General features: G+C 71.6%; 18 protein-coding genes. 7 read left to right on the top strand and 11 right to left on the bottom strand.

The window, feature by feature from the left end:
• Positions 1 to 3 precede the first annotated feature (3 nt).
• A complete protein-coding gene (locus AB0C03_RS02415; RefSeq protein ID WP_357633703.1) occupies positions 4 to 1,764 on the top strand; it encodes a stealth family protein in 1,761 nt (586 codons plus the stop codon).
• 79 nt (positions 1,765 to 1,843) lie between these two features.
• Here AB0C03_RS02415 and AB0C03_RS02410 read toward each other — a convergent pair whose 3' ends face one another.
• The 9 genes from AB0C03_RS02410 to AB0C03_RS02370 form a co-directional block, all read right to left on the bottom strand.
• Positions 1,844 to 2,491: a hypothetical protein gene (locus AB0C03_RS02410; RefSeq protein ID WP_030336186.1), complete on the bottom strand. Its 648-nt coding sequence runs from the start codon at positions 2,489 to 2,491 to the stop codon at positions 1,844 to 1,846.
• Between the two features lie 203 nt (positions 2,492 to 2,694).
• The gene (locus tag AB0C03_RS02405; RefSeq protein WP_030336184.1) at positions 2,695 to 3,477 is read right to left on the bottom strand and encodes an anti-sigma factor family protein; all 783 of its coding nucleotides are present in this window, start codon (positions 3,475 to 3,477) and stop codon (positions 2,695 to 2,697) included.
• A complete protein-coding gene (locus tag AB0C03_RS02400) occupies positions 3,474 to 4,166 on the bottom strand; it encodes a sigma-70 family RNA polymerase sigma factor (protein WP_030336181.1) in 693 nt (230 codons plus the stop codon). The genes AB0C03_RS02405 and AB0C03_RS02400 overlap by 4 nt, the downstream gene beginning before the upstream one ends.
• Before the next feature lie 126 nt (positions 4,167 to 4,292).
• On the bottom strand, positions 4,293 to 5,150 hold the full coding sequence (locus AB0C03_RS02395; protein ID WP_210861962.1) for a spermidine synthase: 858 nt from the start codon (positions 5,148 to 5,150) through the stop codon (positions 4,293 to 4,295).
• Between the two features lie 18 nt (positions 5,151 to 5,168).
• A complete protein-coding gene (locus tag AB0C03_RS02390; protein WP_435823353.1) occupies positions 5,169 to 6,137 on the bottom strand; it encodes a hypothetical protein in 969 nt (322 codons plus the stop codon).
• A gap of 55 nt (positions 6,138 to 6,192) precedes the next feature.
• Positions 6,193 to 8,667 carry an AAA family ATPase gene (locus tag AB0C03_RS02385; RefSeq protein ID WP_030336176.1) on the bottom strand — a complete coding sequence of 825 codons (2,475 nt, stop codon included), beginning with the start codon at positions 8,665 to 8,667 and terminating at the stop codon, positions 6,193 to 6,195.
• Entirely contained in the window at positions 8,667 to 9,815 is a 1,149-nt protein-coding gene (locus AB0C03_RS02380; RefSeq protein ID WP_030336173.1) for an exonuclease SbcCD subunit D, read from the bottom strand. The genes AB0C03_RS02385 and AB0C03_RS02380 overlap by 1 nt, the downstream gene beginning before the upstream one ends.
• Before the next feature lie 14 nt (positions 9,816 to 9,829).
• Complete coding sequence (locus AB0C03_RS02375; RefSeq protein ID WP_030336172.1) at positions 9,830 to 11,584, bottom strand: ATP-binding protein; 1,755 nt, start codon at positions 11,582 to 11,584, stop codon at positions 9,830 to 9,832.
• 199 nt (positions 11,585 to 11,783) lie between these two features.
• Positions 11,784 to 12,530 carry a pyrimidine reductase family protein gene (locus AB0C03_RS02370; RefSeq protein ID WP_030336171.1) on the bottom strand — a complete coding sequence of 249 codons (747 nt, stop codon included), beginning with the start codon at positions 12,528 to 12,530 and terminating at the stop codon, positions 11,784 to 11,786.
• A 150-nt stretch (positions 12,531 to 12,680) separates the two neighbouring features.
• Between AB0C03_RS02370 and AB0C03_RS02365 the strand changes: the two genes are divergently transcribed.
• The 6 genes from AB0C03_RS02365 (at position 12,681) to AB0C03_RS02340 (ending at position 19,241) form a co-directional block, all read left to right on the top strand.
• On the top strand, positions 12,681 to 13,244 hold the full coding sequence (locus tag AB0C03_RS02365; RefSeq protein WP_030336170.1) for a plasmid pRiA4b ORF-3 family protein: 564 nt from the start codon (positions 12,681 to 12,683) through the stop codon (positions 13,242 to 13,244).
• Between the two features lie 226 nt (positions 13,245 to 13,470).
• Positions 13,471 to 14,760, top strand: coding sequence for an ABC transporter substrate-binding protein (locus AB0C03_RS02360; RefSeq protein WP_030336168.1), 1,290 nt, complete (start codon positions 13,471 to 13,473; stop codon positions 14,758 to 14,760).
• A gap of 109 nt (positions 14,761 to 14,869) precedes the next feature.
• The gene (locus tag AB0C03_RS02355; protein WP_210858043.1) at positions 14,870 to 15,841 is read left to right on the top strand and encodes a carbohydrate ABC transporter permease; all 972 of its coding nucleotides are present in this window, start codon (positions 14,870 to 14,872) and stop codon (positions 15,839 to 15,841) included.
• 10 nt (positions 15,842 to 15,851) lie between these two features.
• A complete protein-coding gene (locus AB0C03_RS02350; RefSeq protein ID WP_030336164.1) occupies positions 15,852 to 16,694 on the top strand; it encodes a carbohydrate ABC transporter permease in 843 nt (280 codons plus the stop codon).
• Positions 16,691 to 18,112 (top strand): GH1 family beta-glucosidase, encoded by a 1,422-nt coding sequence (locus AB0C03_RS02345; RefSeq protein WP_030336162.1) that lies wholly within the window; start codon positions 16,691 to 16,693, stop codon positions 18,110 to 18,112. Before AB0C03_RS02350 ends, AB0C03_RS02345 begins: the two co-directional genes overlap by 4 nt.
• A gap of 82 nt (positions 18,113 to 18,194) precedes the next feature.
• Positions 18,195 to 19,241, top strand: a complete 1,047-nt coding sequence (locus AB0C03_RS02340) for a LacI family DNA-binding transcriptional regulator (RefSeq protein ID WP_030336160.1) — start codon at positions 18,195 to 18,197, stop codon at positions 19,239 to 19,241.
• A gap of 395 nt (positions 19,242 to 19,636) precedes the next feature.
• Here the strand turns inward: AB0C03_RS02340 and AB0C03_RS02335 are convergent, their stop codons facing one another.
• Positions 19,637 to 20,857 carry an acyl-CoA dehydrogenase family protein gene (locus AB0C03_RS02335; RefSeq protein WP_030336158.1) on the bottom strand — a complete coding sequence of 407 codons (1,221 nt, stop codon included), beginning with the start codon at positions 20,855 to 20,857 and terminating at the stop codon, positions 19,637 to 19,639.
• Positions 20,857 to 21,936, bottom strand: a complete 1,080-nt coding sequence (locus AB0C03_RS02330; RefSeq protein WP_210858046.1) for a phosphotransferase family protein — start codon at positions 21,934 to 21,936, stop codon at positions 20,857 to 20,859. Before AB0C03_RS02330 ends, AB0C03_RS02335 begins: the two co-directional genes overlap by 1 nt.
• Positions 21,937 to 21,976: the final 40 nt, after the last annotated feature.

Raw genomic sequence — 21,976 nt, 5'->3', positions numbered from 1 at the left:
AGCGTGACCGGACCGACGCCCACCCCGGGCGAGCCACCCCGGGCACTGGCCGAACCCACCGGGTTCGTGGAGGTGTACCGGCGGGTGCTCAGCCCGCAGACCCGGCGCGCCATCGCGACGAAGGTGAGTCCCCGGGCCCGGCACCAGCTGAAGCAGTGGGTCGCCCGGGCCGCCCGCGACGGCCACCTCTCCGAGCGCCGGGGCGAGCGACTGGCCCGCCGCCAGCCGGAGTTGCTGGCTGGCGCGGACCGGGTGGTCGTCACCGCCGACCGAGGGCCCCGGGTGGCCCGGATCGGGGCGTCGGTCACCCCTCTGATGGCACGGCTGGACAATCTCACCGCGGTGACGGCGGCGCTCGACGAGGCCGGCGTACCCCATTTCCGGGTGCGGGGGGAGTCCCACCGCTCGTCGGTGGTGGCTGTCGAGGCCACCCACCGCGCGCAGGCGTGCGCCGCGCTCGCCGCCGCGTGCGGCCGGGTCCCCGGCTACGTCTCGGTGCCAGAGGGCACCGGGCAACCGGCCGCCGGGTTCGAGACGAAGACCTGGGACCGGCTGGCGGACGCCCCGGTGGTACGGCTGACCTGGTACTGGACGGACCCCCAGCGTCGGCTGGTGCTGGGGCAGGCGTACGGGTGCGACGTCGAGTTCTGGACCCGGGAGGGTGACACGCTTGTCGCGCCGCGGTCCAACGCCGTGGCCGAACAGGTGACGGTAGCGGCGCCGCTGGTGCTCGTACCGGAGTCGCGGTTCACCGGGTTGGCGTCCCCCTCCGCGCCGGCCACCGCCTGGACCCGTCCGGAGTTCGCCGCACCGCGCCCCGACGACGTGCCGTTCCCGGTCGACGTGGTCTACACCTGGGTCGACGGCACCGACCCCGCCTGGCTACGGCGACGGGCCGAGGTGGCCGGGGTGCCGTACCACGCGGAGGCGGCGAGCGCGGCCCGCTTCCTCAGCCGCGACGAGCTGCGCTACTCGCTGCGGTCGCTGCACCTCTTCGCGCCCTGGGTACGCCACGTCTACGTGGTGACCGACGACCAGGTGCCGGTCTGGCTGGACCCGTCCGCCAGCGGGCTGCGGGTGGTCAGCCACCGGGAGATCTTCACCGACCCGACGGTGCTGCCGACGTACAACTCGCACGCCATCGAGAGTCAACTGCACCACATCGACGGGCTCTCCGAGCACTTCCTGTACTTCAACGACGACGTCTTCCTCGGCACCGAGGTGCTGCCCCAGGACTTCTTCCTGGCCAACGGCATCTCCCGGTTCTTCCCCTCGCCGGCGCTGGTGCCGCCGGGGCCACCCACCGCCGGGGACATCCCGTCCTCGGCGGCCGGGAAGAACAACCGCGCGTTGATCGCGGAGCGGTTCGGCACCGTACTGACCCAGAAGATGAAGCACATGCCGCACGCGCTGCGGCGCAGCGTGCTCCAGGAGATCGAGCAGACGTTCCCGCAGCAGTACCGGCGGACCGCGGCGAGTCAGTTCCGCAGCATGGACGACCTGTCGATCGCCTCGTCGCTGCATCACTACTACGCCTTCCACACCGGACGCGCGGCACCGGGGGACCTGCGGTACACCATCGCCGAGCTGTCCCACCCGGACACACCCGCCCGGTTGGCGCACCTGCTCGCCCGCCGGGACCGGCAGGTGTTCTGCCTCAACGACGCGTTCTCCGTCGAGGAGGACCTCGACGCGCAGATGGCGTTGCTCATCCCGTTCCTGGAGACGTACTTCCCGGTGCCGAGCCCGTGGGAACGGGCCTGACCCACCCCCGGACACGACGGTGGCCGGTCGCGCCCTCCCCGGCGACGACCGACCACCGTGCCCTCGCGGGCGGTCAGGCTCAGTACGAGTAGCCCGAACCGCCGGCGTCGTTGGAACCGCTGTCCGACGGCGGCGCGACCGCCTTCGGGGTGCCCTTGGGCAGGCAGCTCAGGTTCTTCTTGCCGTCCGGCTGGACCACGAACCAGGTGCCACCGACAGCCTGGCCCTTCCACTGGCCGGGCTTCTTGTCACCGATGTAGCGGTAGACCGGCCAGCCGCCGACGGTGAGCTGACGGGTGCCGTCCTGCCGGGTCACGCTGCCGACCTTGTCGTCGGAGACGCCGGTGAGCTCCGGGTTGCCGTCGGTCAGTGCCGGGGGCCACACCTCGGCGCACTTGTCGACACAGTTCGACGACGGCGGGTCGGCGGTGTCCTTGTCGAAGCGGTACAGGATCCAGCCGTCCTGGTCGGTGACCACCTTGCCCATCCGGGCGACGCTCTTGCCGACCAACTTCTCGGTCAGGTCGACGTCCGCGGGCGGCGCGTCGGCGGCCGGCGCCTCCGCGGACGCCGACACCTCGGGTTCAACCGTCGCGGTGGGCTCGGCCGCGGCGACGGCGACCGGCTCCGCCGCGCTCGAGTTCGCGGGGTCGTAACCCGCGGGAGCGCAGGCCGTTAGTGCGACCATCGCGCTCGCGACGATGACGGTCCGCTTCATCTGTGCCACGTGCCCTCCTCATTCTTGACAGTTCACCCATAGGTACGGGGGGCGGGCTGTCAAGGTTGAAGCAGCAACAGTGGTCAATTTCACGTAAAACGATTGAACCGTTTCCGGCTGCGCTGCGTACGCCCCCGCAGGGGATGCCTCCCGCAACGACAGATCGGCGCCGGTCATTGTGGAAATGACCGGCGCCGATGCGGCAGGCGCGCCTACAAGGATACGGTGACCAGCGGACTCGCCACACCGTTGGCATTCACCGACTGCACCTGGAGCTGCTTGATATCCGCCGGCAGAGCCGACGTCGAGGCACTCAGCTCAAGACCCTGCGGCCGGGTGTTGGTGCCGTAGCCACCATCCGGCACCGACCAGCTCGAGATGACCTCGGTGCTGCCGTTCTTGCGCACCACCACCAGACGGCAGACGCGCGGGCCGGGTAGTTTCCGCAAGCTGAAATTGATCCGGGTGCCGTAGTCCTTGGTCACCAGGAACATGGTGGTCTGCACACCGGTGGTCGGGTCGGTCGCCTCGACCTGGTCACCCTCCACCTCGGTGCCACCCACACCCGGGCCGCTCGGCGCAGCCGTCGGCACGCTCGTCGGCGGATCGTTGGGCGCGCTCGGCGTCGACTCGGCGAGCACCCCCGGCGGCTGCTCGTTGCCCGTCACACTGACGAAGCCGTACCCGGTCAGACCGCCGAAGACCACCACCGCGGCGGCCGTCGCGAGCATCTGACGAAACCGGGTACGCCGCCGATCCGCCCGGACCGCGCCGAGCGTCCGGTCCAGCAGGGCCGGATCCGTCGCCGTCTGCTCCAGCGCCATCATCGTCTCGCCGTCGATGTCGGAGAGCAGCCCGACCACCGGCACCATCGTCTCCAACTCGGCCGCGCACGCCCAGCAGGTGGCGAGATGCTCCTCGAACCGCTCAGTGTCCTGCTCGTCGAGCACACCGAGCGCGTACGCCGCGACGTCCATGTGGTCCGGCCGGCTCATTCTGTCACCCCCCGCTCCTGCAGAGCCGTGCGCAGCGCGCGCAGCGCGTAGTAGACCCTCGACTTGGCGGTGCCCAGCGGCAGGCCCAACTCCTCGGCCGCCTCCGGCACCGTCCGCCCCCGGAAGTACGTCGAGATCAGAATCTCCCGGTGCGACTGACTGAGCGTACGCAGCGCGTCCGCCACCGTCATGGTGCGCAGCACCCGGTCCGTGCTGTCCGCCTCGGCGAAGGCGGTGAGGTCCCGGTCGTACGTCTCCGGCGGCCGGGCCTCCTGGCTGCGGTGCTCGTCGATGGCGATGCGGCGGGCCACAGTGACCAACCACGGCCGCAACGAACCCTGCCCCTGCGTGCCCAGGCGGTGCGCGTTGCGCCAGGCCCGCAGCAGCGTCTCCTGGACGATGTCCTCCGCGCGCTGCCGGTCCCCCCCGGTCAGGCGCATGACGAACATCAGCAACGGGCCGGCGTGCTCGGCGTAGAGCTGACGGATCAACTGGTCGGAGTGGCTGGCCTCGGTTGACGTCGCCTGATGGCGCCCGGGCGCCGGTCGCGGCGTCACCGGACCATTCTGGCGAGACGTCGCTCTCGCGTCGACCCCCCGGGCAGACGAGGTCGACCGTGACGAGGGTCGCGCCGACAACCAGTCAGCGCGGACCGCGTCGCCATGCCAACCGGCCGCCACCGCGTGCATGCAGACCTCCGGGATCTCCGTGACCAACGCCGGCCCACGAGGCGGGCCGCCCGGTGGTACGCAGCACCGGTCCCAACGGATCAACAAACGGCGAAAAAACTTCCGCGCCGCCCGTCGGGTGGACGATCAGCGGCGTACCGAGAACAACCCCGGCGGTGGCGGATCCGAACCCGTCGCGTCGGCGTCCCGCACGACCTGCGCGCCACCGACGAAACGGTCCAGCTCGTCGCCGGCCACCACCCGGCCCGGAAACCAGTCACCGGCGGCCCGTCTGGTCAACTCCGGCACCGGCGGCTGGGACCGCCCGGCGACCAGCACCAGATTGCCGTACCGGCGCCCGCGCAGCACCGCCGCGTCGCCGACCAGACAGGCCTGCGGCAGCACCGACCGGACCGTGGCGACCTGCCCCCGGGCGTGCCGCAACGGCGGGCCGTCGGCCAGGTTCGCCAGGTACCAACCGGCCGGGCGGAGCACCCGGGCCACCTCGGCCGCGTACTCCAGCGACGTGAGGTGCGCCGGGGTACGCGCCCCGGCGAACACGTCGGCGACCACCACGTCGTAGCTGGCCTCCCGGGTCGATGCCAACACCGCCCGGGCGTCCTGCACCCGAACCTTCAACCGGGGGTCCGACGGCCAGGGCAACGCCCGACGGACCAACTCCACCAGCGCGCCATCCACCTCGGACACCCGCTGGGTCGACCCCGCCCGGGTGGCGGAGACGTACCGGGGCAGGGTCAGGGCGCCGCCACCCAGATGCAGCACCCGCAGCGGCGCGCCGGCCGGCGCGACCAGATCCACTGCGGCAGCCAGCCGACGCACGTACTCGAACTCCAGGTGAGTGGGGTCGGCCAGGTCGACGTGCGACTGCGGCGCGCCATCCAGCAGCAACGTCCACGAGCCGGCCCGGTCCGGATCCGGCACCAGCTCCGCCAGCCCGGTGTCCACCTGCTCGACCACCCGCTCAGCCGCCCGTTTACGCCCCATCGGAACCAGTATCCGCGTTCAACGGGCGGCGCGGGCCGCTGCGGTCAACGCGCGGTGCAGCAGCCGGGAATCACCCAGCAGGGCCCGCAGTCGGCGCTCCAGACCGGCGATCGGGATCAGGTTCTGCGGGGCCCGCGGGTCCTTGTACGGGGTGGACGCGAAGCGCGGCAGGGTCACCAACGACAGATCGGCCAGCTCGATCGCCGCCTCGACCGGCAGGTCGGCGGAGCACTCCACCCGGACGATGCCCGCCCACGGCGCGCCGATCGCCACCGGCAGCCGCAAATACCACGACCAACCGCCCCAGGCGGTGCCGAGCCGGAACACCGGGGACCGCTCACCCGACGCCATCCCGGTCACCACGGCGGTCAGCCGAGCATCCAGATACTGACTGTGCTGCGTCTTGATGTAGCCCAGAGTGCGCGGCAACTGCCGACGACTGCGCAACGGGCCGTCCACCACCAACAGGTCACCGTCGACCCGGGCCGCGTCGGACACCGCCACCTCCAACGCGGTCAGCGGACCCTGCACGGCGGCCGGAAGCTTCGCCAACTCACCGGTGCCACCCACCCGGTGCACCGGGTAACGGATCGCGCCCGCCACCACATCCCGCGCCGACGGGCTCGCGGTGAACAGACCCCTACCAACCTGGGTGCCCGCCAACTGCGCCGCACCCCGGCCCAGGTCACAGCGGACCACCCCGGCCGCGTACGAGGCCGCCAACCCGGGAAACGACCCGCCGTCGGTCTCGGCCGTCCAGATGCTCGCGTCGATCCGACGCACCCCGTCGACCAGCAACACCACGTCGGGTGCGCGCACCCCGGGGCGTACCCCGATCGCCCGCCAGTCCACGGCGGGCAGCTCCACGTCCGCGTCGACCTGGGCGCTGCTCGGCGCGGCCGGCCCGGCCGCCGACGCCTCGAACGACGCCCCGTACGCCGGATCCCACGAGTCGACGAAGAACGCTGCGTCGCCCCGCACGTTCACTGGGCTCGCCTGTCGTTCGCGACTGCGGGGCTCCGCTGCGCGGCACTCCTCGCGCTCACCGGCCGGTCCGTTCCACCCGGGCGGAGCGGGCGTCCTTGCGCACCTCGAAGCGGACCGGGATCCGCTCGGCCAACGCCGGCACGTGGGTGACCACGCCGACCATCCGATCGCCCCGGGCCGCCAGGTTCTCCAGGGTCGCCGCCACCGTGTCCAGCGTGGCGGCGTCGAGGGTGCCGAAACCCTCGTCCAGGACGATCGACTCCAGGCTCGCCGCCGTGGTGGACATCCCGGCCAACTGTTCGGAGAGCGCCAACGCCAACGCCAGCGACGCCTGGAACGTCTCACCGCCGGAGAGGGTGCGCACCCCCCGACGCAGCCCGGCGTCGTGGTGGTCGACGACGACGAACTCACCCTTGTCGTGCACCAGCTCGTACTGCCCGTTGGACAACTCCCGCAGAATCCCCGACGCACCGTCGACCAGCAGGTCCAACGCCTCGGCCAGCAACCACCGCTCGAAGTTGTTGGCCCGCAGGTGCCCGGCGAGCGCGCGCGCCACCTGCGCCTCCCGCTCGTGCCCCGCCCGCTGCTCGCGCAACGCACCGGCCTGCTCGCGACGCTCGTGCAGCCGCCGCCGGTCGGCGTCGGCCCGCTCCACCGCCACCGTCGCCGCGTGCACCGGATCGTCCCCCACCGGCACGTCGGCGTCGGCGAAGATGGCCGCGATGGCCCGTTGCACCCCGTCTGCCACCGACTCGGCCGCCGCCACGGCAGCGGCCCGACCGTCCCGGTCGGCGCGGCGGCGGTCCGCCTCGCTGGTCGCCCAACCGGTCAGCGTCGACCAGGCGGCGGCCACATCGTCCCGGTCGGTCGCCGGGGGACCGAACCGGGCCAACCCGTCCCGGGCGGTGTCGAAGGCCCGCCACGCCGCCCGCAGCCGCTCCTCGGCGGCATCCACAGCGGCCCGGGCCTGGCGAGCGGTCTCGCGGCCGGCCCGGACCGCCGTCGCCGCCTCGTCCAGTGCGCGCCGCAACCGGGCGTGCTCGGCCAACTCCCGGCGCAGCACGGCCGGCTCGGCAGCCCCGGAAAGCTGCCCGTCCAGCTCGGCCAGCCGGGCCTCCAGCTGCTCCTGCCGGGCCCGCGCCTGCACCAGCAGCCGCTCCAGCTCACGCGCCGCCGCGTCCCGCTGCCGCACCGTCTCCTGCGCGGCCTTGGTCGCGGCCCGCGCGGCCTTGCCGGCCGCCGTCGCGGCGGCCACCGCCGAATCGGCCGGCACCGCCGGCACCTCGGCCACCGGCTGCTCGCACACCGGGCACGTTGCCCCCGCATGCAGGTGCACCCGCAGGCTGACCGCCAGGTCGGTGGCCTTCGCCTCCTCGTGCGCCCGGAAGGCCGCCTCCAGGTCCGCGTCGGCCCGCTCGGCGACCGCGCGGGCGTCGACCAGCGCCGCCACCGCCGTGGTGTGCTCGTCGTGCGCCGTGCGCACCGCCTCGCGGACCGTGTCGGCCTCGCCGGCCAGCCGGTCCCGATCGTCGTACGCCCGCAGTTGCAGTCGCAGCGCGCTCTCGTCACCGGCGGCGGCCAGCTCGCCGCGCAGCTTCTCCTCCCGCTCCTCGGCCAGCGACACCCCGGTCGCCGCCGCCTCCGCCTCGGCCCGCGCCGCGGTGACCGCGCGAGCGACCTCGGTCACCCCACCCGGCGCCCGCACCCCCGTCAGCACTGTCAGCTCATCGTCCAGGGCGGTCAGCGCCGCCGCGGCCTCCCGCGCGGTGACCCGCGCCGCCGCCAACTCCGGCACCGCGTCGGCCACCGCGGCCGCCAGCTCGGTCATCCGGTCGACCCGGGCGTCGGCCTCGGCCAACGCCTCGTCGTCCACGCCGGTCAACCCGGCGAGCACCTGGTCGACCGCCTCCAACCGGGCCTCCGCCTGCGCGGCGCGCGCCGTCGCCTTCTTCTGCACGTCCTCGTAGACGCCGAGGCCCAGCAGGTTGACCAGGATCTGCTGCCGCGTCGCCGGCTTGGCGTGCAGGAAGTCGGCGAACTGCCCCTGTGGCAGCACCACACAGCTGGTGAACTGCTCGTACGGCAGCCCGACCGCCTCCAGCACCGCCTGCTCCATCTCGGCGGGAGTGCCGGCCACCACCTCGCCGAGGTCGTCCGGGCTCAGACCGGTGTCCAGTTTGGTCACGTCGAAGCCGGCCGGCATCAGCTGCAACCCGGCGTTGGCGGTCTTCACGTTGCCCCGGCCGTCCCGGCGGACCACCCGGGTCGCCACGTACCGGGCACCGCCGGACTCGAAGACCAACCGCACCCGCGCCTCGGTCGCCGACGGGGCGAGCGCGTTGGCCAACCCCCGGGCGCCGCCCCACCGGGGCACCATGCCGTACAGGGCGAAGCAGATCGCGTCCAACACAGTGGACTTACCGGAACCGGTCGGGCCGATCAGCGCGAAGAAGTCGGCGTCGGTGAAGTCGACAGTGGTCTCGTCCCGGAAGACCGTGAACCCGGCCATGTCCAAGCGCATCGGACGCATCAGTGCTCGACCTCCTCGAAAAGCTCGTCGAAGAGCTCCCGGACACCCTCGTCGGCGTGGCCCCGGCTGTCCAGGTAGTCGGCGAACAACTCCCGGGGCGAACGCCCCGAGCGCTGGGCGATGCGCGTGCCACTGCCCGGCGCGGCCACCAGCTCCGGGTCGATCCGGATCTCCAGGGCCCGGGGGAGCAGCTCCTGGACCTCCTCGCGCAGGCCGGCACGCGGTTGCTCCCGCACGTACACCCGCAGCCACGCGTCCGGCGCCTCGATCTCGGCGAGCTGGGCCAGGGTGCCGCGCACCGTCCGCAGCGCGCTCGCCGCCGTCACCGGCACCTCCCGCACCCGGGCTGCGGTGCTGGCCGTCACCTCGACAATCGTCACCGAGGGGACGTTCTCCTGCTCCCCGAAGTCGACAGCGAGCGGGCTGCCGCTGTATCGCACCGGGCAGGGGCCGGCGACCCGCTGCGCCCGGTGCAGGTGACCCAGCGCCACGTAGTGCGCGGTGGCCGGGAAGACGGTGGCCGGCACCGCGTAACCCAGCACCGTGTGCGCGTCGCGCTCGCCGCCGCCGGTGGCCGCGCCGGTCACCGTCAGGTGCGCGGTGACCAGGTGCACCCGGTCCGGCTCGGTGAATCCCTCGGTCAGTCGCCCCAGCACCCGGCCCAGGTGGTCGGCGTACGTCTGGTTGGTCTCCGCGGCGGTCAGCTCGTACATCTCCAACGCGCGCACCGCGTACCGCTGGGACAGGAACGGCAACGCGGCCAGCCGCCACCGCTCGCCACCGGCGGTGGTGCCGTCGATGATGTGCTCGTCCGGATTTTCGCGTACCCCGCCGCGCAGCGTGATGCCGGCGGCGTCGGCCCACGGGCGCAGCGCGTCCAGTGCGGGGCCGTTGTCGTGGTTACCGCCGATCGCCACCACGTCCGCGCCGGTCCGCCGCAGCGCCGTCAACGCCCGGGTGACCAGGCGGGTCGCCTCCGAACTGGGCGCGGCGGTGTCGTAGAGGTCACCGGCGACGATCACCAGATCCGGCCGCTCGGCATTGGCGATCTCGATCACCCCGGCCAGCACCGCCTTGTGCTCGTCGGCCCGGGACTGCCCCTTGAGCACCTTGCCCACATGCCAGTCGGAGGTGTGCAGGATCTTCATGGCTTGCCGGCCCCCTAGAACGGGATGTCGTCGTCGGTGGTGCCGCCGCCGGAGCCCACCACGGCGAACGGGTCGGCGGACTGGGTGATCGAGCGCAGCGTCTCCGATGGTGCCCGGCCCGCCTCGGAGACCCGGGTGGCCCAGGCCGGGAACGGAAACTCCAGGCAGAGCGGAACCGGAATGTCCGGCTGGTTGACGAACATGGTGCCCGGCTTGGCCAGCAACGCCCGCTGGCGCTGCGCGGGCGGCAGGAAGCCGTATTCCGGGCGGGACGCCTCGGCCGGGTCGAGCCGGCCGACCACCCGGATCGCCGAGTTGGTGACGATCCGCCGCTCCACCTCGCTCGCCGTCTGCTGCGCGCCGATCAGGATCACCCCGAGCGAGCGGCCCCGCTCGGCGATGTCGAGCAGCACCTCCTTGATGGGGGAGGAGCCCTCCCGGGGGGCGTACTTGTTGAGCTCGTCGAGGACCACGAACAGCAGCGGCTTGGCCGTGCCGGACTTCTCCTTGCGCTCGAACTCGCTCTTCAGCGTCACACCGACCACGAACCGCTGCGCCCGGTCCGGCAGGTTGTGCAGGTCGACCACGGTGACCTGCGCCGACTCGCTGGTGTTGATCGAGTGCGGGCGGCGGGCCGCGAGGTCACCACGGATCAGCCGGGCCAGGTCCTTCTTACTGCCGATCAACCGCCGGGCGAACGCGTTGACGGTGCCCAGCCCCACCGCGCTGCCCGCCCAGTCGGAGCGGGTCTCGTCGTCGTTGAGCTGGTCGACGATGTGGTCGACCAGGTCGCCGTACGAGCCGAGCCGAACCCCGTCGATGCTCACCCCGCCGTCGGCGGGCTGGGCGTAGCGGGCCAGGTGGGCGGCCACCGAGTGAACCACCATCGTGTACTGCTGGCGCTCGTCGTCGGCGTCGGCGAACACGTACGGCAGCAGGCGGTCGGTGCAGAACTCGCTCAGCGTCCAGTAGAAGCTGTCGACGCCGGTGAGCCGGCTGCTCACATCCGGCGTGCCGGCCGCGTCACCGACCCGTGGTGGGGCGTAGACCCGCACGTCGGGGAAGGCGCCCGCGCTCAACCCGAGCTTCGCGTACGCCGCGCGGGTGGGCTCGTCGAGGCGGGTGTTGGGGTGGTCCAGGAAGAGAAGGTCCTCACCCTTGACGTTGAAGATCAGCGCCTTGGCGTTGACCGCGTCGCCGCCCAGCACCCCGGAGCGGAACACCGAGTAGAGCAGGAAGGTGGCGAAGCTGGTCTTGGTGGCCACCCCGGAGATGCCGGAGATGGAGACGTGCGCGCCCCGGCTGCCGTCGAGGAAGTCGGCGTTGAGGTAGACCGGCACCCCGTCGCGACCCATGCCCATCGGGATGCGCCGCTCCATCCGGTCGAAGTGCAGCGCGCGCGCCCGCGCGTCGCCCTCGGCCCGGTGCACAACGGCCCCCGGCGTGGGCGGCACGTAGAGCTCCGGGTCGACCCGGGTGGTGGTGATTTCGGCCGCCTCCTGCACCATCGCCGGCAGTGTGCCGTCGGCGATGGCGAACACGTCGGAGTCGAACTGGGCGCCCTCGTGCCGAGCGCGGACCTGGGTGACCACCCCGGCGATCGTCACCGGCTCGCGGTCGGGCAGGTCGCGTCGGGTGACCACCACGTCGTCGAGCTGCAGGTAGCTGCCGGGCGCCACGGCCGTCCAGAACTGCAACGGGGTGGCGTCGGCGGTGCCCAGCACCCGCCCGACCGCCTCGCCCGGGCTGTCGAGGTCGGCGTCGGTCATCGGGCGACCCCTGTCGCTCGGGCATCACGGTCGGCGCGCATGACGTGCATAGTGCCCGAGGAGTACGACAGGTCGCCACGCGACGCGGCGGACGACACCATGCCCCGTCACACTCATGACGCTGGGTGTTCGACCGAGCGCACCAGGTGGGCGCGAGCGTGTCGGGTGCCGCGCGAGTCCTGGCCGCCGGTGTAGGGAGCTACTGGCGGGCGTGGCGGAGCATCAGGACGCCGTCCTCGGTGGCGAGCACGTGCCGCAACGGTAGGTGCCGGGGCGCGGTGACGTCGCCGGCGGTGATCCGGCCGGGGCCGGGCCCGGCGAGCAGCGGCGAGACGGTGAGGCACAGTTCGTCGACCAGGTCGGCGGCGGTGAGCGCGCCGAACAGGTGTGGGCCGCCCTCGCAGAGCAGTTGGGTGAGCCCGCGTCCGTGCAGCTCGGCGAGGCCGGCGGCCAGGTCGACGCGCCCGGTGCCGCAGCGCAGCACGTCGGCGACGTCGGTCAGCCCGGGCGGCGGGTCGGCGTCGGCGTGGGTGAGCACCACCGGGCGGGTCGGTGCGTCGGCGAACGCGGCCTGCGCCGGGTCCAGGTCCAGCGATCCGGAGACGACCACCAGCGTCGGGTACGCGGCCAGACCGTTGGCCTGACGCCAGGCGCGGCGGCGTTCGTCGAGGCGGACCGCCCGGTATCCCTCGTGGCGCAGCGTGCCGGCGGCCACCACCAGGGCGTCGCAGGCCATCCGCAGCAGGCCGAACACCCGCTTGTCCGGCTCGCCGGAGAGCCCGGCGGAGTAGCCGTCCACGCTGACCGCACCGTCCAGGCTGGTCACGAAGTTCACTCGCAGCCGGGGCTGGTCGGCGCGGCCGTAGAGGGCGGTCAGCTCGGTGTCGTCGAGTGGCTGCGTCGACGGCTCGGGCCAGAGCCGTCGGATCGGAATTCTGACGGTCATTCGCCGGCCGGACCGGTGACCGGAGGGGTCGGTTCGGCGGTACGGTGCTGGCAGTCGCACCAGTTCCGGCCCGGGCACTCATCGTGTCGCCGGGCCCGGCACGCTCGGCAGATCATGCTGGCAGCCTAAGCCGCGGGAGGACAGGACAGCATGCCGCGTCAGATCTTCCAGCTGAAGATGTCCCTCGCCGGGACCCGGCCGCCGGTGTGGCGCCGGGTGCTCGTGCCGGCCGGTTACACGCTGGACCGGCTGCACCGGGTGGCGCAGCACGCGATGGGTTGGCGGGACTGCCACCTGCACTCGTTCGAGATCGACGCGATGCAGTACGGCGAGCCCGACCCGGACGGTGAGTTGGCGCTGCACGACGAGTTGGACGTGCGGCTCGACGCGGTGCTCGGCAAGGGCAGCCGGTTCTCCTACACGTACGACTTCGGCGACTGGTGGGAGCACGACCTGGTCGTGGAGGACGCGTTGACCGCCGACCCGGACGAGCGGTACCCGGTCTGCCTGGCCGGCGAGCGGGCCTGCCCGCCGGAGGGCATCGGCGGGCCGGTGGGCTATCAGGCGCTCCTGGAGGCGCTGGACGCCCAGGCCGACCCGGGTGACCTGGTCAGTTCCCGGCACGCGATGCTGCGCGACTGGGCGGGTGCCGCCTTCGACCCGTCGGGCTTCGACCCGGACCGGGCAACCACGCTGCTGCGCCGCTTCTGCTGAACCGTCCGGTTGCGGGAGGTGTCGCTGGGGCTCCTGTTGCCCGAGTGATCAGCGGTAACGATCTGGGAACGCTCCCATCGCCCTATTGACACTCCCGTTACCCGCCGGCAATCTCATGGGAGCGCTCCCGGAGGTGGCGTGGCTCACTCACGAATCCCCGGCCTGGCGCGACGGGCACCCCCCACCACACCCATCCAGCCTCACCACCGGAAAGAGGGGTCAGCGCATGAGTGTCACCACGCGGCGTACCCGCCTGGCAGCCGCCGCCCTGGCCGCGATCACCGCAATCAGCGGTCTCGCGGCCTGTGGCAAGGACGACGAGAAGCCGGCGGCCGGCGAGAAGCCGGCCAAGCTGGTCGTCGACACGTTCGGCGAGATGGGCTACGACGAGCTTGTCAAGCAGTACGAGAAGGACACCGGCATCAAGGTCGAGCTGCGCAAGACCGCGCAGCTCGGTGAGTACCGGCCGAAGCTGGTCCGCTACCTGGCCACCGGCAAGGGCGCGGCGGACGTCACCGCGCTGGAAGAGGGCATCCTCAACGAGTTCAAGCCCAACGCGCGCAACTGGGAGGACCTCGCGCCGCTGGTGGGGGACCACTCGAAGGAGTACCTGCCCTGGAAGTGGGAGCTCGGCAAGGCGCCGGACGGTCGGCTGATCGGCCTGCCGACCGACGTCGGCAGCCTCGCCGTCTGCTACCGCAAGGACCTGTTCCAGGCGGCCGGCCTGCCCACCGAGCGCGACCAGGTGTCGGCGCTCTGGCCGGACTGGAAGGGTTTCCACGACGCCGGTCTGAAGTACAAGCAGGGCAGCGGCGGCAAGGCGTTCATCGACTCGATCACCGCCGTCTCCAACGGTGTGCTCTTCCAGGGCAACGGTGATCTGTTCTACGACAAGGAAGACAACATCATCGCGGACACCAGCCCCGCGGTGAAGAACGCCTGGGACACCGCCACGTCGATGGCCGACATCTCCGCCAAGGCGTCCACCTGGTCGCCGGAGTGGTCGGGTGGCTTCAAGCAGGGCACCTTCGCGGCGACCTTCTGCCCGTCCTGGATGCTCGGCATCGTCTCGGACAACTCCGGTCCGGCCAACAAGGGCAAGTGGGACGTCGCGTCCGTGCCGGGCGGCGGCGGTAACTGGGGCGGCTCGTGGCTCGCGGTTCCGGCGCAGAGCAAGTACCCGAAGGAGGCGGCGAAGCTCGCCGAGTACCTCACCAACGCCAAGAGCCAGGTGGAGGCCTTCAAGCTCAAGGGCCCGCTGCCCACCAACCTGGAGGCGCTGAAGGACCAGGCGTTCCTCGGTTACACCAACGAGTACTTTAGCAACGCGCCGACCGGCAAGATCTTCGGTGAGAGCGTCGCCAAGATCCAGCCGATCCACCTGGGCCCGAAGCACCAGGCGGTCAAGGAGAACGCGCTCGAGCCGGCTCTGCGGGCGTTCGAGAACGGGCAGGCCGACAAGGCGAAGGCCTGGGAGCAGTTCACGAAGGACGCAAAGACTCAGGGTGCCTTCTGAGTGATTCCCTGCCGGTGGCGTTCGGGGCTTCCCGGACGCCACCGGCCGGTCCCCTCCGCGTAGCGCCCTGCGCGAGGGCCCCCGGGCCTCGCCGGAAAAGGAAATTCGCATGAGCCTGTCGGCCACGACGGCACGGCCGTCGCCAGCAGCACCGCCTTCTCCCGACGTCTCTCGGCGACGTCGCCGGGGGAGATTACTCAACCGCCTCGATGTCAAGTACTCGCCGTACCTCTACATCGCCCCGTTCTTCCTGATCTTCGGCATCTTCGGGCTGTACCCGATGCTGCGCACCGCCTGGATGTCACTGCACGACTGGGACATGATCGGCGAGCACACGTTCATCGGCTTCGACAACTACACCCGGCTGGTGTCCGACGAGTACTTCTGGAACGCGCTGGTCAACACGTTCGGCATCTTCGCCCTGTCGACCATCCCGCAGTTGTTGCTCGCCCTCTTCCTGGCGAACCTGCTCAACCGGACCTTCCTGCGTGCCAAGACCTTCTTCCGGATGGCCATCTTCATGCCGAACGTGGTGTCGGTGGCAGCGGTCGCGATCGTCTTCGGGATGCTGTTCCAGCGGGAGTTCGGCCTGTTCAACTGGCTGCTCAGCTTCGTCGGTGTCGATCCGGTCGACTGGGACGGGCACCGGTGGAGTTCCTGGACGGCCATCTCCTCCATGGTCAACTGGCGGTGGACCGGGTACAACACCCTGATCCTGCTCGCCGGCATGCAGGCGATCCCGAAGGACCTCTACGAGGCCGCGGAGATCGACGGCGCCAGTCCGTGGCGACAGTTCTGGCAGATCACCCTGCCCATGCTCAAGCCCACCTTCATCTTCGTGGTCATCCTGTCCACGATCGGCGGGATGCAGCTCTTCACCGAGCCGCTGCTCTTCGGCAACGGCAACATCATCGGCGGCAACCAGCGGGAGTTCCAGACGCTGGCCATGTACATGTACGAGATGGGCATCGTGAACCTGAACAGCGCCGGCTACGGAGCCGCGGTGGCCTGGGCGATCTTCATGATCATCATCGTGGTGTCGCTGTTCAACTTCCTACTCGTCCGCCGCTCGGCGAAGTGAGGAGAGATCGATGATCTCGGCTTCCCAGCGCCTGTGGCGCACCAGCCCGCTGACCTACGTGGCGCTCGTCCTGGCGGCGCTGCTGTCGATCTACCCGTTCTACTACATGCTGGTGATCGGCACCCGCAGCCTGGACAACATCAACGACGTGCCACCCCCGCTGACTCCCGGCGGCGCGTTCGGTGACAACTTCGGGCGGGTGCTCGACAACGACGCCGCCAACTTCCTCACCGGCATGATGAACTCGATCATCGTTTCCTCGGTGGTCACCGTCTCGGTGGTGCTCACCGGTTCGCTGGCCGGGTTCGCCTTCGCCAAGCTGAAGTTCCGCGGCAGCAACATCCTCCTGCTGGCGATCATCGTCACCATGATGATCCCGACCCAGATGGGGCTCATCCCGCTCTGGGGCATGATGCAGGACCTCGGGTGGTACGACACCCTCTACGCGGTCACCGTGCCGTTCCTGGTCACCGCCTTCGGCGTGTTCATGATGCGGCAGTACGCCAGCCAGGCGATCTCCGACGAGCTGATCGAGGCCGGCCGGGTCGACGGGGCGAGCACGTTCCGGATCTACTGGAGCATCGTGCTGCCCGCGCTGCGGCCCGCCGCCGGCGTCCTCGGTCTGCTGACCTTCATGGAGACCTGGAACTCGTTCCTCTGGCCGTACGCCATCCTCACCCCGGAGAACCCGACCCTGCAGGTCTCGCTCTCCTTCCTCTCGTACGCCTACTACACCGACTACTCCCAGGTGTTCGCCGCCACGGCGATCGGCACCATCCCCCTGGTGATCGTTTTCCTCGTGTTCGGCCGCCAGATCATTGGCGGGATCATGGAAGGTGCCGTCAAGTCGTGAGCAACCCCGCCAGCCCACCCGCCGTCGACGTCCTCGACGAGCGCCCGGGGCTGACCTTTCCACCCGGATTCCTCTGGGGGGCCGCGACGGCGGCGTACCAGATCGAGGGGGCGGCGGCCGAGGACGGCCGCGCCCCGTCGATCTGGGACACCTTCAGCCACACCGAGGGCCGGGTCGTCGCCGGGCACACCGGTGACGTGGCGTGCGACCACTACCACCGCCTCGGTGAGGACGTCGCGCTGATGGCCGAGCTGGGCCTGAAGTCGTACCGTTTCTCGGTCTCCTGGTCGCGGGTGCAGCCCGCCGGCAGCGGCGCGGTCAACCCCCAGGGGTTGGACTTCTACCGCCGGCTGGTCGACGAGCTGCTGGCCAACGGCATCGAGCCGTGGCTCACCCTCTACCACTGGGATCTGCCGCAGCCGCTGGAGGACGCCGGCGGCTGGCCGGCCCGGGACACCGCGGCCCGCTTCGCCGACTACACGACGGTGATGGCCGACGCGCTCGGCGACCGGGTGCGCTACTGGACCACGCTGAACGAGCCGTGGTGCTCGGCGTTCCTCGGCTACGGCTCCGGGGTGCACGCCCCCGGCCGCACCAACGGAGCGGACGCCGTGCGCGCCGGTCACCACCTGATGCTCGGGCACGGCCTGGCCGTGCAGGCGCTGCGGGCCGCCCGGCCGACCGCCGAGGTGGGCGTGACCGTCAACCTCTACCCGGTCGACCCGGCCAGCGACACCCCCGCCGACCGCGACGCCGCCCGGCGGATCGACGGGTTGGCCAACCGGTTCTTCCTGGACCCGCTGCTGCGCGGGTCGTACCCGGAGGACCTGGTTGCCGACCTCAGCACGGTGACCGACTTCGACCACGTGCGCGACGGCGACCTGGCGACCATCTCCACGCCGTTGGACCTGGTCGGGGTCAACTACTACAGCCGGCACGTCGTCGCCGCGCCGGTCGAGGGCGTCCCGGCCGACCCGGCCCCCTCGTGCTGGCCGGGCAGCGAGGACGTCCGGTTCGTCAGCCGCGGCGTCCCGGTCACCGACATGGGCTGGGAGATCGACGCCCCGGGCCTGACCGAGACGCTGCGTCGGGTGCACGGCTACACCGAGCTGCCGTTGTACGTCACCGAGAACGGTTCCGCGTTCGTCGACTCGGTGGTCGACGGGCAGGTCGACGACGTCGATCGGTTGGCCTACTTCGACGCCCACCTGCGCGCCGCCCACGAGGCGATCGACGCCGGGGTGCCGCTGCGGGGATACTTTGCCTGGTCGTTGATGGATAATTTCGAATGGGCCTGGGGTTACACCAAGCGGTTTGGCATGATCCACGTCGACTACGACAGCCAGGTCCGCACCCCCAAGTCCAGCGCCAAGTGGTACGCCTCGGTGATCCGGCGCAACGGTCTGGCCGCACAATAGGCTCGGGCCAGCCATCAGGACGGCCCCGGCGTCCACCTCCCGCAGGTGGCGCCGGGTCCGCCCGCCGTCGGAGGAGCAGACGATGACAACGCAGCGCACCCGGTCGCTCGGGCGCCCGACCCTCGACGCGGTCGCGGCGCGTGCCGGCGTCGGTCGGGGCACGGTCTCCCGCGTGGTCAACGGCTCGCCCCAGGTCAGCCCGGAGGCCCGGGCCGCGGTCCAACAGGCCATCGCCGAGCTGGGGTACGTGCCGAACCGGGCCGCCCGCGCGCTCGTCACCCAGCGGACCGACTCGGTCGCGCTGGTGGTCTCCGAATCCGGCGAGCGGGTCTTCACCGAGCCGTTCTTCGCCTCGATCGTGCGGGGGATCAGCTCCGGGCTGCTGGAGACGCCGATGCAGCTCTGGCTGGCCATGGCCCAGTCGCCGGTGGAGCGGGAGCGGGTCGAGCACCACCTCACCAACCAACACGTCGACGGCGTCCTGCTGCTGTCGTTGCACGACTCCGACCCGCTGCCGACGCTGCTGGAGGAGCGCGGCCTGCCCGCCGTGCTCGGCGGTCGGCCCGCCCGGATGCTCCAACCCGGCGCCCAACCGGCCTGGTTCGTCGACGTGGACAACGTTGGCGGGGCCCGGCAGGCGGTGGAGTACCTGACGGGGCAGGGGCGGCGACGCGTCGCCACCATCGCCGGTCCGCAGGACATGGGCGCCGGTCTGGCCCGGTTGGCCGGCTACACCGAGGCGGTCAAGGCCACCGGGGCCAGCGTCAACCCCGACCTGATCGCGTACGGCGACTTCAGCGAGGGCAGCGGCGCGGCCGGCATGCGTCGGCTGCTGGACGTCTGCCCGGACCTGGACGCGGTGTTCGTCGCCTCCGACCTGATGGCGTTCGGCGCGCTGCGGACCCTGCGCGAGGCCGGCCGGCGGGTGCCACGGGACGTCGCGGTGATCGGCTTCGACGACGCGACGATCGCCCGTCAGGCGGAGCCGCCGCTGACCACCGTTTTCCAGCCGGTGGAGGAGATGGGCCGGCAGATGGCCCGCCTGCTGGTGGCCCGGATCCGTGGCGAGGAGCTACCCGCCTCCCACATCCTCCTGGACACCCAACTGGTCCACCGAGCCTCCGCCTAACCCCACGCTCCCAGGACCCCGCACAGCGCGCACCCCGCGCCCCGCGCGCGCCCCGCGCCCCGCACAGCGCGCGCCCCGCACAGCGCCCCCCGCGTCGATCATGAGGTTGGCCTGGACATTCCCGGCATCTCGACTCGCCAACCTCATGATCAAGAAGGCCGACAGGGCAAGATCGTGCTCGATCCTGGATCCGAGTGGCCTCCCGGCGACCGCACACCACTACATCCAGGATCGAGCGCGATCTTCAGGTGTCGGGGTGTGCGGGCGGGTTGCGCGGGGCGTGCGGGCGGGACGTGCGGGCGGGTTGGGCGGGGCGTGCGGGCGGGGCGTGCGGCGTGCGGGGCCGCGGTGGGCGTGCGCGGGACGGGTGAGTGGGGCAGGGTTGGTGCCGGCGGTCAGGCGGAGGTGGGGGCCCAGCGGCGGAGTTCGCGCTTGGCCAGGGAGTTGCGGTGGACCTCGTCGGGGCCGTCGGCGAGGCGCAGGGTGCGGGTCTGCGCCCAGAGGGCGGCCAGTGGGGTGTCCTGGCTGACGCCGGCGCCGCCGTACCCCTGGATGGCCTTGTCGATCACCCACTCCGCCATCGCCGGAGTGCCGATCTTGATGGCCTGGATCTCGGTGTGCGCGCCCTTGTTGCCGACGGTGTCCATCAGCCACGCCGTCTTGAGCACCAGCAGCCGGGCCTGCTCGATGCGGACCCGGGACTCGGCGATCCACTCCCGCACGACGCCCTGCTCCGCCAGGGGCCGGCCGAACGCGATCCGGTCGTTGGCCCGGCGGCAGAGCAGCTCCAGTGCCCGTTCGGCCATCCCGATCAGTCGCATGCAGTGGTGGATGCGGCCCGGGCCGAGGCGGGCCTGCGCGATGGCGAAGCCGGTGCCCTCGGCGCCGATCAGGTTCTCCGCCGGCACCCGGACGTCGGTGAAGTCGATCTCGGCGTGCCCGCCGTGGGAGCCGTCGGTGTAGCCGAAGACGGTCATCCCCCGGCGCACCGTCACACCGGGGGTGTCCCGGGGGACCAGCACCATGCTCTGCTGGCGGTGCCGGTCCGCGGTGGGGTCGGTCTTGCCCATCACGATGAAGATCTCGCAGCGCGGGTCCATCGCGCCCGACGACCACCACTTCCGTCCGTTGATCACGTACTCGTCGCCGTCGCGGGTGATCCGGGTGGCGATGTTGGTGGCGTCGGAGGAGGCGACGTCCGGCTCGGTCATGCAGAACGCCGAGCGGATCTCACCCTCCAGCAGCGGCATCAGCCAGCGTTGCCGCTGCGTCTCCGAGCCGAACTCGGCCAGCAGCTCCATGTTGCCGGTGTCCGGTGCCGCGCAGTTGACCGCCTCGGGCGCGAGGTGCGGGCTGCGCCCGGTCAGCTCGGCCAGGGGAGCGTACTGGAGGTTGGTCAGGCCGGCGCCGTAGCGCGGGTCGGGCAGGAAGAGGTTCCACAGGCCGCGCTTGCGGGCCTCCGCCTTCAGCTCGGCCAACACCGGGGTACGCGACCACGGGTCCCCGGCGGCCACCTGCTCGGCGTGCACGGGCTCGGCCGGGTAGACGTGTTCGGTCAGGAACCGGGTCAGCTCGTCGCGCAGCTCCTCGGTCCGGCTGTCGTATGAGAAGTCCATCACCGCTCCCTGGCGGCGGTCAGCCCGTGTGCGACCAGCGGTGCCACCATCTCGCCGATCCGGTCGAAGCCCTCGCCGAGCGTCTGCCCGAGCGTGTGGCGGTAGTGGATGCCCTCGCAGATGACAGCGAGTTTGAAACAGCCCAGCGCCACGTGCCAGTGCAGTGGTCCGACGTCGACGTCGCTGCGCCCGGCGTACCGGTCGATCAGCTCGCCGCCGGTGGGGAAGCCGGCGCGCGGGCCGAGCCCGTCCGCGACGGGGTTGCCCTCGGCGGTGTCGCTGCCGCCGAGCACGTCCCAGTACGTCAGCAGCAGCCCCAGGTCGGCGAGGGGGTCGCCGAGGGTGGCCATCTCCCAGTCGAGCACCGCGTGCACGGCGACGGGGTCGGCCGAGGCGAGGAGGTTGTCGAGGCGGTAGTCGCCGTGCACGATCCGGCCGGCGTTCGCACCCTCCGGGGCGGTCGCCGCGAGCAGGTCACGCAGCTCGTCGATGCCGGCCAGCGGGCGGCTGCGGGAGCGGTCGAGCTGACCGGCCCACCGGCGCACCTGCCGGGCCAGGTAGCCCTCGGGGCGGCCGAAGTCAGCCAACCCGACGGCGGACGGTTCGACGCTGTGCAGCGCGGCGAGGGTGTCCATCATCGCCATGGCGAGGTCGTGGCGTCGTTCGTCGCCCAGCGGGTCGGTCTGCGCGCGGGTGCGGAACACCTCGCCGGGCATCCGTTCCATCAGGTAGAACGGTGCGCCGATGACGTCCGGGTCGGTGCAGAGCAGCAGCGCGCCCGGCACCGGCACCTCGGTCGGCGCGAGCGCCGAGATGACCCGGAACTCGCGCCCCATGTCGTGCGCGGTGGCCAGCACGTGCCCCAGCGGGGGGCGGCGCAGCACTACCTCGCGGTCGCCGAGGCGCAGCAGGTAGGTGAGGTTGGACTTGCCGCCGGCGATCAGCTGGGCGCGCAACGGCCCGACGAGCAGCTCGGGTCGGTGCTTGGCCAGGTGGTCGGCGAGACGGTCCAGGGGCAGACCCGCGGGTGAGGTGGGGACGGCCTCCGGCCGCGACGCATCGACGGCCGGATCACTCATCCGACCAGTTGATGGCAGCCCGTTCACGTTGTCAAGGTCA

Source organism: Micromonospora parva, from assembly GCF_040649675.1.
GTDB classification, from domain to species: Bacteria; Actinomycetota; Actinomycetes; order Mycobacteriales; family Micromonosporaceae; genus Micromonospora; species Micromonospora parva.
This window is presented reverse-complemented; position numbering and strand designations above follow the sequence as displayed.